Annotated in this window: 10 protein-coding genes; all 10 read right to left on the bottom strand. The window is 73.6% G+C overall.

Annotation, left to right across the window (positions count from 1 at the left end; translation table 11 throughout):
• Positions 1-42 precede the first annotated feature (42 nt).
• The 10 genes from OG965_RS40445 to OG965_RS40400 all read right to left on the bottom strand — a co-directional run bounded on the left by OG965_RS40445 (position 43) and on the right by OG965_RS40400 (position 15,909).
• Positions 43-675 carry a hypothetical protein gene (locus OG965_RS40445; protein WP_371657215.1) on the bottom strand — a complete coding sequence of 211 codons (633 nt, stop codon included), beginning with the start codon at positions 673-675 and terminating at the stop codon, positions 43-45.
• A gap of 16 nt (positions 676-691) precedes the next feature.
• Positions 692-1,714 carry a hypothetical protein gene (locus tag OG965_RS40440; RefSeq protein WP_331723644.1) on the bottom strand — a complete coding sequence of 341 codons (1,023 nt, stop codon included), beginning with the start codon at positions 1,712-1,714 and terminating at the stop codon, positions 692-694.
• A 119-nt stretch (positions 1,715-1,833) separates the two neighbouring features.
• Positions 1,834-3,228 (bottom strand): hypothetical protein, encoded by a 1,395-nt coding sequence (locus OG965_RS40435; protein WP_331723643.1) that lies wholly within the window; start codon positions 3,226-3,228, stop codon positions 1,834-1,836.
• A 142-nt stretch (positions 3,229-3,370) separates the two neighbouring features.
• Positions 3,371-4,753, bottom strand: a complete 1,383-nt coding sequence (locus OG965_RS40430) for a hypothetical protein (protein ID WP_331723642.1) — start codon at positions 4,751-4,753, stop codon at positions 3,371-3,373.
• A gap of 401 nt (positions 4,754-5,154) precedes the next feature.
• Positions 5,155-6,531, bottom strand: a complete 1,377-nt coding sequence (locus tag OG965_RS40425) for a hypothetical protein (protein ID WP_331723640.1) — start codon at positions 6,529-6,531, stop codon at positions 5,155-5,157.
• Between the two features lie 45 nt (positions 6,532-6,576).
• Positions 6,577-7,953, bottom strand: coding sequence for a hypothetical protein (locus OG965_RS40420; protein ID WP_331723639.1), 1,377 nt, complete (start codon positions 7,951-7,953; stop codon positions 6,577-6,579).
• A 168-nt stretch (positions 7,954-8,121) separates the two neighbouring features.
• Positions 8,122-12,141 carry an amino acid adenylation domain-containing protein gene (locus OG965_RS40415; RefSeq protein ID WP_331723638.1) on the bottom strand — a complete coding sequence of 1,340 codons (4,020 nt, stop codon included), beginning with the start codon at positions 12,139-12,141 and terminating at the stop codon, positions 8,122-8,124.
• Between the two features lie 62 nt (positions 12,142-12,203).
• Positions 12,204-13,262, bottom strand: a complete 1,059-nt coding sequence (locus tag OG965_RS40410; RefSeq protein WP_371657214.1) for a PucR family transcriptional regulator — start codon at positions 13,260-13,262, stop codon at positions 12,204-12,206.
• A 206-nt stretch (positions 13,263-13,468) separates the two neighbouring features.
• Positions 13,469-14,608 carry a hypothetical protein gene (locus OG965_RS40405; RefSeq protein ID WP_331723636.1) on the bottom strand — a complete coding sequence of 380 codons (1,140 nt, stop codon included), beginning with the start codon at positions 14,606-14,608 and terminating at the stop codon, positions 13,469-13,471.
• Positions 14,605-15,909, bottom strand: a complete 1,305-nt coding sequence (locus tag OG965_RS40400; protein ID WP_331723635.1) for a hypothetical protein — start codon at positions 15,907-15,909, stop codon at positions 14,605-14,607. The genes OG965_RS40405 and OG965_RS40400 overlap by 4 nt, the downstream gene beginning before the upstream one ends.
• Positions 15,910-15,922: the final 13 nt, after the last annotated feature.

Below are 15,922 nucleotides of genomic sequence, written 5' to 3'. Positions count from 1 at the left end.
TCCGTCCATCCGACCGGGAGCGGCTCCGCCCGACTCGCCCGTCTAGCCGAAGCCGGGTCCGCCGATCGACACGCCTGCCGCCCCCTGGCTCCCTTGCCCAAGGTTCGGCACAAGGCCCGCCCCTCCTCCCAGGAAGCTGAGGCCGAGCTGTATGAGCTGCTGGAGGGCCACGTTGAACAGGCTCGCGAGCTGGTTGTCGGCCGCTGCCCTTTCCGCCAACCCCGCCGACGCGTCGCGCTTGAACACGGTCGGTCCCACGGTGTAGCGGAAATCGTGCTGAAGGCAGCCGTTGACGATCTGCTGGGACGAAAGACCACTGACGGCCTTCCGCAAGGATTTCGGCGGTTCGGCCGGGCACCGGTCCGAGGCGAGACTGGCCTGCAGGAGCTTCATCTGTACCTGGTCGACTCCCGTGAGGTCACCCGCGCTGACGGCATCGCGAAGCCTGATGAAGCTCCGGTTGTCCAGATTCGCGATCCTCAGGTATTCGTCCCGCTCGGCATTCGCTCCGGGTTTTTTCTCCGCGGGCGGCTCGCGCTTGTCCTTTTCTGCAGCACGGACCCCGAGGTCGTCGCCCCGGGCAGTCGAATGGGCGGGCTCCGCACCAGCCGCGCCGACATACACCGATGCCCCGGCCGCCACGGCAGCGACCGACGCCCCCACTCCGGTCAGCACCGCTAATTTCCTTTTCTTAGGCATACCGTTCTCCTCCCTTTGGCCAGCCATACTGAGGCCGTTCTACCAGAGCTTCCACCGGCAGAAATGGCAGCGTGGGAAACTTGCCCGAAGTGGACAAAGACGGCCTCGTACTCACTACCGACAGCGCCGTGTCGACAAGCAGGACCACCTCACTGGACTCGCCCTTGAGAAGGTGGCTGTACGCGACACCCCTCAGGCACGCGGCTGACAGCTCGCGCTGTCCGGCCACCGCGGCTGTCCGGGCGGCGACGAGGTAGTAGCGCTCGGCCGTGACGCTGTCACCGAGGCCGATGGTGAGTCCGGCGCACAGGCTCGCCGTCCGGGCGGCGAGGGAAAGCAACTCGGTGTCCGACGCCCGGTCGTCGGCGGCGGACAGGACGGTGGCGAGCAGGGACAGATCGCTGCGGGCGGCCGGATAGAGGATGTCCGGGCCGACGGTCCCCGCCATGGTCTCCAGGGACTCGACTCTGGCCCGGGCCCAGTTCAGGGAGTCCGTACCGGCGTGAAGGCCGCTGCCCGCACCGGTGGGAGGGCTGGAGGGAGGGCCGGAGGGAAGGACGGGGGGGCGCTCCTTCCGGGCCGGTACGGATCCCCCGTCGGCCACCGTCGCACGCCACTGCTCGACGAAGGTGTGCGCGAACGGCCCGGTCAGGGCGAGGCGGCGCGGGGCCGCGCCGCTGCCCAGCCGGCTTCCCTCGTGCAGGGCGTCCGTCGCTCCGGCGCGGGTCCACGGGAGCGCGAGCAGCCCGGTGGTGTCCTCGGTCGCCGACTCGACCCAGGCGGGCCAGCCCAGGCGCGTCACCTCGCGCGCGGGAACGCGGTGGAGGTGGGCGATGGCCAGTTGCGCGGTGAGCTCCGGCACCGTACGGCCGGACTCCCAGCGCGAGACCTTCTCCCGGCGCGCGGCCATGTGCCCGTACCCCAGTTTCTCGTGGGTGTCGGCCAGCAGGCGGGCGTAGGACGGATGCGAGGCCCCTATCGATTCCCGCAGGGAGGCCAAGGGGTGTTTTGCCATGGGGAGTTTCTCGTCTTGAGGGTCGGCGGTGGGTGCCGCTCGACGCCTGCGCGGCCCGTGAGCGGTCGACGGCGGGGCGGGCGGCGGCGCTGGAGGCGGACGTGGGCGCGGACATGGAGTCAGTGGCCGCGCTGTTCGGCCAGTGCCTCGACGAGGTCGCGCACGGCGGGATCGGCGGCTTGGGGGGCGAACCGCTCCCGGTACTGGCGGGCGAGCCCGGGGGGCAGGCTGCCGACCAGGGCGATGGCGCGGTGGGCGGTGGCGGCGGCGTCGTCGAGTTCCCCGAGGGCCAGTTGGGTGTCGACCACGGGCAGGAGGCACCGGGCAAGGTAGGGAGACGGCGGCAGGTGCGGGCGTGCCGCGGGACTGCCGACGAGCAGCCCGGTGAAGCAGGGCATCGCCTTCTCGGGCCGGCCCAGATGGAGCCAGGCCGTCCCGGAGGCTGCGGCCAGCCATGTCTCGTCGACGTTGAGGCAGAGCGGGTCGGGCGCGCGGTGGCGGTCCGGCTCGTCGTCGGACAGCGCGGTGGTGGCGCGGATCAGCGCCCGGGTGGCGGCCTTCTCTTCCCCGAGGCGGGCGAAGGCCTGCGCTTCGCGGGTGTGCAGGACGGCCGCGAACCGGGGCGAAGGGTGCCGGATGGCGACACGGGCGGCTTTGACCAGGGACAGCGCGTCCTTGGGAGCACCGACGAGCAGGTGACGGGACGCCAGCTCGACCAGGTAGCAGGCGACGCGCTTGGGCGCGCCGGCCGCGGCGGCGGCGCGGATGGCGGCCAGGCAGTGGCGCTCCGCCCGCGCTTCTTCGCCCAGGCAGCCGCTGAGCCAGCCGCACAGCACGGCGGCGCGGGCGGCGAGCAGGAGCAGCCGGGCCCCGCTGGTGGGGTTGTAGCCGCCGCTGGTCAGCAGGCCGGTGAGCAGTTGGTGTTCCGCGAGGGCGGCGAGGTAGAGGACCGCCGGGGTGACGCGCGCGCCCGCCTCCTGGAGCTCCAGCGCTTCGAGGCGGGCCTCGGCATGGGCCAGCGTCTCGGGGCTGACGCGGCAGCCGTCGCGGGAGGGCACCGGCAGCGGGTGGTCCAGGGCGGTGAGCGCCTTTTTGACCAGGGTCTCAAGGGCGCGGCCGGTGACGGCCAGGTAGGTGCGGGGCCTGGCGTCAGCGAGCCGGGCGGTGCTGCCCAGGGCGTCGATGGCGCTCTGCGGGGTCCATCGCCGGTACAGCAGCGCGGCGTCGTCGGTGACCAGGTGCAGCCAGTGCGGCCAGCCCAGGCGCACCACCTCGGCCTCGGGCACCCGGTGGACATGGGCGATGGCGAGCTGCGCGGTGAGCCCGGGTGCCTCTGCCCCGGACCCCGGGCGCGGAACCGTGGTGCGGTGGTCGGGCGCCGCGAGTACGGACCCGAGTTCGTTGTAGGCATCGGCGATCAGCCGCGCGTACGCGACCCGGGAGAGGCCGAGCGATGCGCGCGCCATCTCCAACGGATGCTGGACGATGTCGGACTGGTCCGGTCCCGAGTGCATACCCCACCCCCGCAGTAGTTGAACGATCACTAACCATAGGGAGCGTTTCTACACAGGACGGCTAAGCAAGGCACACCTTAGTTACAGGCGGGGCGAGCCCCTCGGCGGACGGTTTCCCAAGACCCGCGTGCGCCTCCCGGCCTCACCGTCCGGGCTGTTCGGACAGCGCCTGCGAGAGGTCCCGTACGACGGGTTCGGCGGCACGGGAAGCGAACCGCTGCCGGTACTGCCGGGCGAGTCCCGGGGGCAGGCTGCCGACGAAGGCGATGGCGCGGTGGGCGGTGGCGGCGGCGGCGTCGAGATCCCCGAGGGCCAGCTGGGTGTCGACCACGGACAGGAGCCGCCTCGCGGCGTAGGGGGAGAGCGGGTCGGGGCGGTGCGGGGCGGGGCCTTCGTCGAGCAGCGGGGCGAAGTGCGGCAGTGCTTTCCCTGGCCGGCCCAGGTGGAGCCAGACGGACCCGGCGGCCGAGGCCAGCCACGTCTCGTCGACGTTGACGGAAAACGGGTCGGGGCTGCCGTGCCGGTCGGACAGCGCGGCGGCGGCGCGGTGCAGCGCCCGGCCGGCGGCCCTGTCCTCCCCGAGGCGGGCGAAGGCCTGGGCCTCCCGGGTGTGCAGGACGGCCGCCAGCTGGGGCGAGGGGTGGCGGACGATCGCCCGGGCAGCGGTGACCAGGGACAGCACGTCCTGGGGAGCACCGGCGAGAAGGTGACGGAATGCCAGGTCGGGCAGGTACGAGGCGACGTGCCGGGGTGCGCCCGCGGCGGCGGCGGCGCGGATGGCGGCCAGCGAGAAGCGCTCCGCCCGCGCCTCCTCCCCCAGGCATCCGCAGAGCCAGGCGCACAGCACGGCGGCGCGGGCGGCGAGCAGGAGCAGCCGGGCGCCGGTCGTACGGCTGTAGCCGCCGTCGGTCAGAAGGCCGGTGATCAGCCTGTGCTCCGCGCGGGCGGCGAAGTACAGGACCGCCGGGGTGACCTGGGCGCCCGCCTCCTGGAGCTCCAGCGCTTCGAGCCGGGCCTCGACGTGGGCCAGCGCGTCCGGGGTGAGGCAGTGCCCGTGGCGGGAGGGCAGCGGCTGCGGGTTGTCCAGCGCGGTGAGCACGTTCCTGAGCTGGGAGCCGAGGGCGGGACCGGTGACGGCGAGGTAGGAGCGGGGGCTCTCGTCGGTGAGCCGGGCGGTGGTGTGCAGGGCGTCGATGGCGCTGCGGGGGGTCAGCCGCTGATGGAGCAGCGTGGCGTCGTCGGTGGCCAGATGCAGCCAGTGGGGCCAGCCGAGGCGCGACACCTCGTCCTCGGGCACCTGGTGGATGCGGGCGATGGCGAGCTGTGCGGTGTGCTCGGGCGCGGTCCCCCCGGACTCCCACCGCAGGACCTTGTGGTGGTTCCTGACGGCCATGGGCCCGAAGCCGAGTTCGTCGTGCGTCTTGGCGACCAGCCGCGCGTACGCGATCTGGGAGAGGCCGAGCGCCTGCCGCGCGGCTTTCAGCGGATGCCGCGCGCCGTCCGGCTCGTCTGGTCTCTGGTACATGCGCCTTGCCCCTGGTGATGGAACGGGTCGCCGGATTCTAGAGAGACTTTATTGGTCTACACCAATCAGGTGGGTGGGCGCTCCCGAGGCGCTGCCGATCCGGGGCGGGGGCTCCTGTGCTCGCGCGGATGTCCCGGCGGCGCCGGCCAGCGTCAGCCCGACCACCAGCGCTATGCCGAGAACAGCCGTGAAGCGACCCTCGCGGGATGACGCTCGGTCATTTTTCATCGCATCTCCTCGACCCCTCCTTCCAGCCCTCGTCCGGGCCGGGCCGCCGCCGCGGGGTCCGGCGGGCGGTGTCCCCATTGAAGAGCGGACGAACGGTCGCGGAGATCCCCCTCCAGGCGGAGATCCGGCGGTACGAGTGGCCGCGCCGCGCGGGGAGCCGCCTTGGGAACGGCTTACGCGGACGACTGCCGTAGGCCCCCCGCGCGGTCGGCCCGTTCGGTACGGCACGGCTTGCACAGCCCGTCGGCGCACGCCGGGCCGACCAGGAAGATCCGGCAGCCGCAGTCGCCGCAGGAGCCGCGCGGCGGGCCGTTCGGCGGTCGCCCGTGCTCCAACTCGGGGACGGTGACGGGCACTTGGGCCGCCCGGGCGGCGTACCGGTCCACGACGGCTTCGGCGCACACCTCGCAGCGGCGGCCGGTCGACCACATCACCCCGGCCTCGCAGTCGGCGTGGCCGCAGCCCCAGCGCGGCAGTGCCACCCCCAGCAGCCAGCGCCCCGGGTCCCGGATCTCCGACGGCGAGGTGGCCGCGAACCGGGCGGACAGGCGGTGGCGCAGCCGGTCGTCCGCCGTGCCGTCGCGCAGCCGGCGGCCGACCTCCCGGGCTATCTGCCGCTGTACGAAGGGGCTGTCCACGCGCCGCAGCAGCCAGTGGACGGGTTCGAGGACGTCGTGGATCCGTGCGCTCAGGGTCAGCGGCGGCCCGTCGTACGGCGGCCGGGGCGGCCTCCCCCGTACACCCCCGAAGACCCCATCCACCGGTATCTCGCCTACGGCGGGTGGCAAAAGCGCTCGCCCGGCATCAGGTCGGTCAGTCCTAGGTGATTCCTCAGTCGCGAGGGATCCCTCACCGGACGGCGAACCCGATCCCTCACCGACCGGGGAACCGCCGCCTTCCTCCGTCGGCACGATGCCCGTCGGCGCGATGTCATGGGCGACGAAGCGGTGGCGGCCCTGCGCTCCGGCCCGCCGGTGCACCGTGAGCCACCGCGCTGCCTCCAACTCGTCCACGATCACCCCGGCCGCCGTCACCGTCAGCGGCTGTCCGGCCCGTTCGCCCGAGTGGTGGAAGAGCGAACCCGCCAACTCCCCCTCGGTCAGCGCGATGTTCCGCTGCCCCGCGTACACGATCAGCGCGTACGCCCTGAACTGACGAGGCGTCAAATCTTCTGCGGCCACCACCGGAAGCCACACGAAAGCCTCCCTGTGCGTCATCGGGCGCACCGCGCGCAGCGCCGACGTCCCCGTGCCGCCCCGGCTCGTACGCCGTCGGGACACCAGCTCCACCACCCCGTCGGTGCCCGGGCGGCGCAGGGCGGTCAGCCCCCGCTCCACCGATGCCTTGGACACCCCCAGGTAGGCGGCGATCGTCGAGGTCCTCGCCGTACAGCCCTCGGGCCTGGCGCCGAGCGCCGCCACTTTCACGTACACCGATAACGCGATGTCCGGGTAGTCCGGGGACGACACCAGCCGCATGGGCACCCGCACCCGCTGCCGGGACACCGGTTTGCCGCCCGCGGCCTCGGGCACCGCGCACGCCTCAGGCATCGCGGGCGCCGCCAGGTCGTGGCGGACCGGCTTTGACGGGGCTGGTCACCCCACGAGGTGGGGGGTCAGAGAGGCGAGCAGGTCACGCACCGCGGGGACGGTGCCATGCGCGGCGAACCGTTTCTGGTACTGCCGGACGACTTTGGCCGGGGGGCCGTCGCAGTGGGCAACAGCGCGGCCGGCGGTGTCGGCCGCGGCCTCCACCTCGCCCAGGGCGAGTTGGGTGTCCACCACGTGGAGGAGTTCGTGGACCGCGAACGGGCGGATCCCGAAGAAGCGTGACGTGTCCAGCAGCGGAGCGAAGTGCCCGAGCGCCTGCCGGGGACGGCCGAGGTGGAACGCGGTGGTGCCCGCGACCACGGCGGCACAGTCCTCGTCCAGGTCCCTGGCGAGCGGGCACGGCTCGCCCAGCCGCGCGGCGGCGTGCGCGGCCAGCGCCGTCCCGGCGCGTTCCAGGGCGCGGGCACAGGGTGTGGCCTCCCCGGCCAGCGCGTGGGCCCGGGCGGCCAACAGGTGCAGCACCCCCGCGAGATGATGGCTGGGCGTGCGCAGCGCGGTGAAGGCCGCCTCGACCAGGGGGATCACTTCCCCGGGTGCCCCTTCGAGGAGGTGGCTGTAGGCGATGCCGGCCAGGCAGGCGGCCGACAGCTCGGGGTGGTCGGCCGCGGTGGCCGCGCGGGCGGCCAGGAGGTAGTACCGCTCGGCGGTGGCGCCCTCGCCCAGCGCGATGCACAGCCCCGCGCACAGGTTCGCGGTACGGGCGGCGAGCAGGAGCAGCGGGGCGGTCGCCGCGCTGTCGTGACCGGCGGCGGACACGAGCGAGGTCAGCAGGGAGAGGTCGTCGCGGGCGGCGGGGTGGAGGACGGCCGCGGGCAGCGTCGACGCCATGGTCTCCAGGGCCTCCACGCGCACCCGCGCCCGGTACACGGTGTCGGGCTCACCGGGGTGCGGCTCGGTCGGGTGCGGCTCGCCGGGTTTTCTCCCGTCCGCCCGCACGGGCAGCGCCGGGGCCGCCGCCGACGTCCACTGCCGGGTGAGGGTGTCCACGAACGGGCCGGTCACGGCGAGGTAGGAGAGGTCGCGGCGTTCGGCGAGGCGGCTCCCGTCGCGCAGGGCGTCGATGGCGCCCCGGGGAGTCCAGGGACGCGTCAGCAACACCGCGTCCCCGGCGGCCAGATGCAGCCAGTGGGGCCAGCCCAGGCGCCGGACGTCGTCTTCGGGGACCTGGTGGAGATGGGCGATGGCCAGCTGCGCGGTGAGCTCGGGAACCGTACGGCCCGACTCCCAGCGCCAGATCTTCTCGCGCCGCGCGGCCATGTGCCCGTAGCCCAGCTTGGCGTGGGTCTCGGCCACCAGCCGTGCGTACGAGGGATGGGACACGCCGGTCGACGCCCGCAGGAACGCCAAAGGGTGTGCTGCCATGAGTGGTCTCCCGCCTTCTGAGCACCGTCCCCGGCCTCAGTAGTTCAACGGTCACAGATCGTAGGAGTCGGGTCCGGCCCCCAACCAGTGACCAGCGGCGGAAGGCACCTGCGAAGCACGCCCCCCGGCGCATGTCTGTCATCCGGGCCTGTGGCGTGGTGAGTCGGGCTAGCCGACGCTCACGGGCCGGGTCGGCACGCCTTCGTAGCGGCTCCCGGGCAGCAGGCTCTCCCGCTTCATCACCACGCTGTGCGGGGCGACGAACGTGTCCGGCCCGATGTCCGCCCCGTACAGCACCACGGTGTTCTCGGCGAGCGTGGCGCCCGCGCCCACCCGGACGTGGTCGGTCTTGAGCACGCGGTCCTCGAAGGTGTGGGCCTGGAAGTTCGCGCAGACCGTGGCCCCGTCGCCGATGTCGAGCATGTCCGGGTCGACGACCTGGGCGAAGCCCTCGCCCAGCACCACCCGGCGGCCGATCCGCATTCCCGTCCGGCGCAGGAACATCGGCAGCAGCAACGTTCCTTCCAGAGCGGTGAGCGGGCGCAGCGCGATGACCCCCCAGGCCACGTAGAGGAAGTCCCAGCGGCTGCACCAGCACGACCACAGCGGGTGGACCCCCGGACGCACCCGGCCGAGCAGGGTCCACTTCATCGCGAGCACCACGGCGCACAGCGCGACGGCGCAGCCGAGCGTGACGGCCGGTACGGCGAGCACCGGCCACGGGTAGAAGGGGGTCGGGTTCAGGGCGTCGACCCCGAGGAGCCAGGCCTGCGTCGCCGCGAGCGGGACGAGCGGCAGGAGGAACCGGGCGAGCTCCCACACCCAGCGGTTGAACCGCCGCAGCGGCGTCGGCTCGTGGGTCAGCTCCCGGTCCGCCTCGACGACCTCGCGGCGCGGCAGTTCGAACACGGGATGGCCGAACCAGGAGCTGCCGGGCCGGAAAGCGCGGTCGTGGCCGGGGGTCGCGACGCCGATCAGCAGGTCGTCGGGGAGCGAGGCACCACCCGGCAGCACCGCGTGGTTGCCGACGAACGTGCCGCTGCCCAGGCCCAGCAGCCCGAGCGCGACCGTGCCTCGGTGGATGCGCGGCCCGCCGAGGTAGATGCCGTCGGCCAGGAACGATCCCCCGCCGATGGACACCAGTTCGGGCACCACGTCGATGATGGTGCTGATCTCGCAGTCGGGGCCGATGTCCATGCCCGCGGCGCGCAGCCACCGGGGCCACAGCAGGGTTCCGCTGAGCCAGTTGCTCGCCGAGTCGACCAGGGAGGTCTTCAGCCACACCCGGATGTAGCCGGGGCTCCAGAGGCTGATCACCCCGGGCGCGACCGTGCCGAGCACCCGTACGGCCAGCGCCTCCAGCATGACGGACGAGGCGACTCCCAGGCAGGTCAGGGCGGCGATCCCGGCGAGCAGCCCCGGGTGCCCCGCCGGGTGCGTCAGGGCGGTGAGCAGTGAGGGGTAGTCGAGGTCGAGTCCGCTGACGAGCAGCACCGCCAACAGCCCGTAGGGCGCGGCCATGACGCCTCGCAGCAGGGCCTGACTCAGCATCAGCGCCACACCGTGGGCCCTGGGCGAGAGTTCCCAGTCGCCGCGGGTGGGCGGGGGCGGCGGGGGCACCCACCCGCCGATCCGCGCCGGGACACCGTCGGCCAGTTCGCCGTCGGGCACCACCGTGCCGCTCGGCAGCGAGGACAGCGCGGTCAGCCACGCGCCCTTGCCGACCCGCGTGCCCGCTCCGACGCCCGCGCGGACGTCGAGGGTGGCCCCGTCGCCCAGCACGACGGAGCCGACGACCACCTGGCCCGCCTCCAGGTGCATCAGCCCCAGCGACGCGTCCTGGCCGAGCGTCACGTCGTCGCCGATGTCGAGCAGGTCCCAGCCGCCCTGCTGGAGGTTCACCCCGCGGTGGATGTGGACCCGCTCCCCGATCCGGGCACCCAGCGCGCGCAGCGCCATGCACTGGTACTCGGTGCCCGCCAGGGATCCCCACGGCACGATGCGCACCACCTGGCGGACCATCCACATCCGCACCGCGCGCTCGCTCCACACCGGCAAGGCCTCCGGCACGTACGTCCCCACCAGCGCCTTCTTGGCGAGGACCGCGATCCGTACGGTCAGCGGCGCCAGCAGCAGGCGCACGGGTGCCGCGATCAGCGGGCCCAGCAGGAGCAGGGGGACCAGGCCCACCGTGTCGCACAGCCATGGCAGCAGCCCGAAGACGACCAGGTAGGCGGGGAACGAGAGGGCGATGAGCTCGGTGATCAGCCAGGCCGTCTGCTCCGCCGTCGCGACGGGGGCGTCCGCGTAACGGTCCCGCACGTCCTGCCCGTCCGGGTCGCTCCCGGGCGGCGGGTCCGTCCGGGGACGCCCGGATCCGCGTGCCTTGCGCGCCAGCTTCTCGACGGTGCGCGCCTCGTACACGTCGCGCACGGTGAGGGAGGCGGTGGCCGGGTCGGCGCGCAGGTACGAGACGAGCATCGCGGCCTGCAGGGAGGTGCCGCCGAGACCGGTGAAGAAGTCCGCGTCCACGGGGACGTACGAGAGGTCGAGCACCTGCGCCGCGGCCTGGGCGATCCGCAGGGCGGCGGCGTCCTCGGGATCCGGGCCGCGCGTCGCACGCCCGCCGCCGGTCCCGGCCGGCTCCAGCAGCGGCAGATCGGCCCGGCGCACCTTGCCGCCCGCGCTCTTCGGCAGCTCGCGCAGCACACCGAACCGGGCGGGCACCATGTACGACGGCAGCACCTCCCGCAGCCGCCCGGCCAGGACGTCGGACTCCGGCGGCCGGGAGGCGTCGACCGGCACGATGTGCGCGGCCAGGAGCTGCGCCGAGCCCTCGCCCTGCACCCGGCAGACGGCCTCACGCACCCCGGGGCAGCGGGCGAGGGCGGCCTCGATGGCCTCCAACTCGACCCGGTAGCCCCGGAGTTTGACCTGCGAGTCGATGCGGCCGTGGCAGACCAGCGTGCCGTCCGGCTCCTGGTGCACCAGGTCGCCCGTCCGGTAGAGGCGGCCGAGGTGAGGGTGGGGGAGGAAGCTCGCGGCGGTCTTGTCGGGCTCGCCGAGGTAGCCGAGGGCGAGCCCGTTGCCGCTCATGCACAACTCGCCCCGCTCGCCGCGCGGCACCGGCTCCAGGTTGCGGTCCAGGACCCAGGCCCGCATGCCCGGCACCGCCCGGCCGATCGCGATCCGCTCGCCGGGGACGACGTCGTGGCGCACACAGGTGACCGTGCACTCGGTCGGCCCGTAGCCGTTGACCATGCGGCGGCCCACCGACCAGGCGTCGGCGACGTCGGCGGGCAGTGCCTCGCCGCCCACGTACAGCAGTCTCAGCTCGGGCAGTTCCGTGCCCGGGTCCTCGCAACTGGCCGCTCGCAGCAGTGTCGGGGGCGGGCAGAGCACGGTGATGCCCTCCCGCCGCAGCCAGGGCACCAGGTCGGGGCCGAGCCGCACCACCTCGTCGTCCATCACCACGGCCGTCGCGCCGGACGCCAGCGCCATCCAGGTCTCCTCGACCGAGGAGTCGTACGCGCTGGAGGAGCCCTGCGCCACCCGGTCGCCGGGGCCGAGCGCGAACTCCGCGACGTCGGAGGCGACCAGGGAGGCAATCGAGCGGTGGGCGATCATCACGCCCTTGGGTCTGCCGGTGGTGCCGGAGGTGTAGATGAGGTAGGCGAGCTCCTCCGGGTCCGGAGGAGCCGGTAACGCGGCGCGCACCGGCTCCAGCGGCCTGTCGACACGGAGCACCGGGCCCTCGTAACCGGCGAGCCGCATACGCAACTGGCCGTCCAGGTCGGTGAGTACGGCCGCGGCGCCGGACGCGGCGAGGATCTCGCATATCTGCGCGTCCGGGAACGCCGGGTCCAGACACACGTACGCGGCACCGGCCCGCAGCACGCCGAGTTGCGCGGCGTAGAGCCGCTCGGTGGTGCGGGGCAGCAGAACGGCCGCGATCCGCCCCTGCCCCACCAGCGCGCCGACGGCCCCGGCGAGCGCGTCGGCCTGCGCCTTCAGCTCGGCGTACGTCAGCGACCGGCGCGGCCGGCCCTCGGCGGGCGGCAGGTCGAGCGCCAGCGCTCCCGGCCGGAGCCGGGCCGCGGTCTCGAACAGCTCGGGCAGCGTGGTGGGCCCGGCACCGGGCAGCATGGTGGGCCCGGCATCGGGCAGCCGCTCGGCCGCGACGGTCATCGCCAGATCTCCTCTGCGGGGGTGGGGTTACGGCGAAGGGCGGGGAAGCACGGCAAAGAGGGTTACGACGTCCGGGCGGTGCGGTCCAGGGACCGGGCGGGGCGCGAGGCCATCAGCGTCCGGCTGCGCAGCGCCAGCTTCAGCTCCAGGCGGCTGCGGGGATCGCGCAGCTGGGCGCCGAAGAGCTTGTCGATCTGGCGCAGCCGGTAGCGGATGGTCTGGGGGTGGACGCCGAGGAGCTTCGCCGCCTCGGTCGCGCCCCCGCCGTCCAGCCAGGCCTGGAGGGTGTCCCCGAGCCGTTCGCCGCGCTGGGCGGGCAGGTCGGTCAGCGGGCGCAGCCAGTGCGCGGCGTGCGCCTGGGAGAGGACCTCGTCCTGCAGCAGCATCAAGGTGGAGAGGTGGTCCTCCACGCAGAGGGGGCCGCCCAGTTGGCCGTTGCGGGCGACATGGAAGTGGACGAGCCGACGCGCCCAGCGCAGCGACGCGCCCGCCTCGGCGACGCCCACCGCCAGCCCGACGGCGGCCGTGTGGGTGCCCAGAGCCGCCCGCAGGGCGGCGGACTTCTGCGGTGTCGGATCGAGCAGGAGCAGGCAGGGCTCCTGCGACGCGGTACCGACCAGGATGTGCTGGGAGGAGGGCAGACAGGGCAGGGTGACTCCGGGGGCCAGGACGACCGGCTGGATCCGCTGGGGCAGCGCGGGCCAGCCGGCCGAGACCGCCAGGTCCTCCAGGACTCCGGAGGGCAGGGCCACTTCCCCGACGAAGGCGTCGAAGAGCTGCTGGCGGGCATGGACCGCCTGGGCCGTGGTGTGCTGCCGGGGGAAGGGGAACTCCGGGAGACCGTCCGTCGGCCGCGGGGCGACGGGCACGACGTCACGGCTCGCCCGATCACCGTCGGCCGCCCCGGCCGCGCCCTGCGGAACGGTCAGTGTCCGCATCACGATCGAGAGCGCGTACTCCGTCAGGGCCCGCAGATCGGCCGCCGACGGGGCCGGGGTCTGGGTGAAGACGACGAGACCTTGCCGTTCGAGGATTTCCAGTGCTTCCTCCAGGAGAGAGGCGAGGGCCCGGAGGAATGTCTGCGAACCTGCTCGCGCAGGCTGCGGAAGCGGACTGTCCATAGTGATGCACATCACCCAACACGGAAGAGAGCTTTCTGAACCGGCCATGAAAGGCGCCGCGCATTGCGCGTTCGCGCCCGAAGTGCCTTTGTCCCAGGGAATCTTCATCGCCTCGAAGAACCAAGATCCGCCGGAGTGCCTCGGTGTGCCTCGTGCGCCGGCCACGCATACAAGTCGCCGTATGCGTATGCCTGTTGCCCGTATCCCTAGGGACCGGCGAAACGGCCGCTCACCGCCTCGAAGACGCCGCGCGCCTCCGGTCCCAGATGCGGCCCGGCCAGCCAGGACGCCGGCTCCGGGCCGATGGAGGTGTTGGAGACCAGGGAGAGTTCTCCCCCCGCCTTCTGGGCGAACCAGCCGCCGCCGGAGGAGCCGCCCGTCATGGTGCAGCCGATCCGGTACATCGTCGGCTGGTCGGCCTTGACGGAGAGGCGGCCGGGTGGTCCGACGCACCCGAACATGCGGGTGCCGTCGAAGGGCTCCGCGGCCGGATAGCCCATGGCCTGGATGGAGGGGGTGGCGTTCGGCTGGGGGGCGTTGAAATCGACCTGTGCCGCCGAACCGACGGCCTCCTCCAGGGACGTGGTCATCCCCGGGCCGGGCCGCACATGGAGTACGGCGAAGTCGAACGGTGCGCCCGCGCCGCCGACCTTTCTCCCGGTGTCGATCCATTGCTGCGAGGTCTGCGCCCCGTCGGCCCACCAGGTTCCCAGCGGTGTCACGCCGGTCGCGCCCTGAGGAGTGCCGGAGAAGTCGGACGCCCCGGACGCCGTCGACGCAGCGGCCGTGTCGTTGAAGTCCGGGACGAAGGCGATGTTCCGGAACCAGCCGCCCTCCATGCCCGCGTGGACGCAATGGCCCGCCGTCCACACGAGATCGGACCGCCCCGGATGCGCGGGGTCCTTCACCACGGTGCCCGAGCACACGGCCGTCCCCTCCGGGGTGTCGAAGAAGATCTTCCCGACGGGGGCCGCGTTCTGGCGGTACGGGAGACTCGCGGCCTTGGCGACCACCGGCGCGGGCTCCGGGTCGGAGACCCCGCCGTCGGCGATCCTCCCGTCGACGGCCTTCGCGGACCCGCCGGCGGTACGCATGCGGTCCGGCCCCCACAGCCCCGCGATCACCGGATTGAAGAAGTCCTCCGCCGCGCGCAGCCATTGGCCCGGATCCCAGTCCTTCCAGCCGCCGTCCTTCCACCGCTCCAGGTCCGCGGGCCGCGTCGGCCCGGCGGCGGGAGCCGCGCCGGCCCGGCCGTCCCGCTGCCCGGATCCGCAGGCGACGGCGGTGAGCGCCAGCACCGTGATGAGTACGACGGCGACCGCCGGCCGTCGCCAGACGAGCCTCATGGACGTTCCTCCAGGGATGGAATGGACGGCGGGTAACGCAACGCGGCCACGGAGGAGGCGACGTGCTCCAACTGGTCGCGCCCCTGCCCCGGGCCGATGAGCGTCAGGGCCTGCCGCGGCACGATCGAGTCCGCCAGCAGATAGCACCGGGTGGGGGGCTGTCCTGGGCCGGTGTGCGCGGCGATCACCGCGCCCGAGGGCTCGGGCCAGTCCCGGGGGTCGTCCACGTGACCGGGCGCCGCCAGGACGATGGCCCACACGTCCCCCCGCTCGTCCGAGACGTACCGCTCCAGGCTCCCCAGTGGCAGCCCGTCGCCGCCCCGCTCGGCCGAGCCGTCGAGGTCCCAGCCGGTCGCCAGCTCCGGCCGGGCCCGGTAGAGCGCGGTGCGGTCGGGGAAGAGGGCGGGCGGCTGGGCCGTGCCCCTGAGCGTGCCGCCGATCCAGGACCGGTACAGGGGGTCCGCCCTCTCGTACCAGGAGGCGAACGACGGGGTGCCCGCCATCTTGCGGAACTCCTGCTCCGCGCGGTGCGCCAACTCCGTGATGCCGTGGACGAGTTGGTGCTGCGGCGCCCTGGCGACCAGCTCGCGGCAGATCGCGTGCTCGGCGTGCACACTGCACACGGCCTCGACCCAGGCCCGGTGGGCGATGGGAGCCTGCTGCGGGCGCGGGCGCGGCAGCCTGCCGGGAGTGGGGACCGCTTCCTGGATGGCGGCGGCGAGCACCTGGGCCGCGTGGGCCGTACCGGCGCCGCAGGCACGCAGAAGGTCGCCGCCCCGGCGGTCTCCGCCCTGATGGGCGGGCATCGAAACGCCGCGCAGGCGTGCGTGCAGGTCCTCCGCGAAGTGGACGAGCTGCTTGATCCGGTAGAGCCAGTACAGGCAGTCGGACACGCTGGGCCCGGCACCGCCCAGGTCGAGGGCGGCGGGACCGGCGGGGCCTGCCAGCAGTACGGGTGACGGCATGCGCCGGACGACTTCCGGCTCCGCCGCCCGGATCCGGGGCAACCGGACCGGGTCCGGGACCGGGACCGGCGGCACCGGCACCAGACCGGTCGGCCGCCGCTCGGGGCCTGCGGGCCACTCAGGGCCTGACGGGCTCTCAAGGCCCGTCGGCCGCTCAGGACGTGCCGGGCGCCCGCCGTTCAGGGGTACGGGCGTCGGCCCGTCGGGGCGGTACGGCGGGACGGGGGGCAGCGGCTCGCGGTACGACGGCTCGCGCGGCGGCGGCTCGCGGTCCTGCGGGGCTTCGACTTCGGCTTCGGCTTCGGCTTCCCAGGGAAGCCTGCTGATTCTGATCATGTCGGGCCTCGGG

It is taken from the genome of Streptomyces sp. NBC_00224 (genome assembly GCF_041435195.1).
GTDB lineage: Bacteria > Actinomycetota > Actinomycetes > Streptomycetales > Streptomycetaceae > Streptomyces.
The sequence above is the reverse complement of the archived record's forward strand: the minus strand, read 5'-3'. Positions and strand labels throughout refer to the sequence as shown.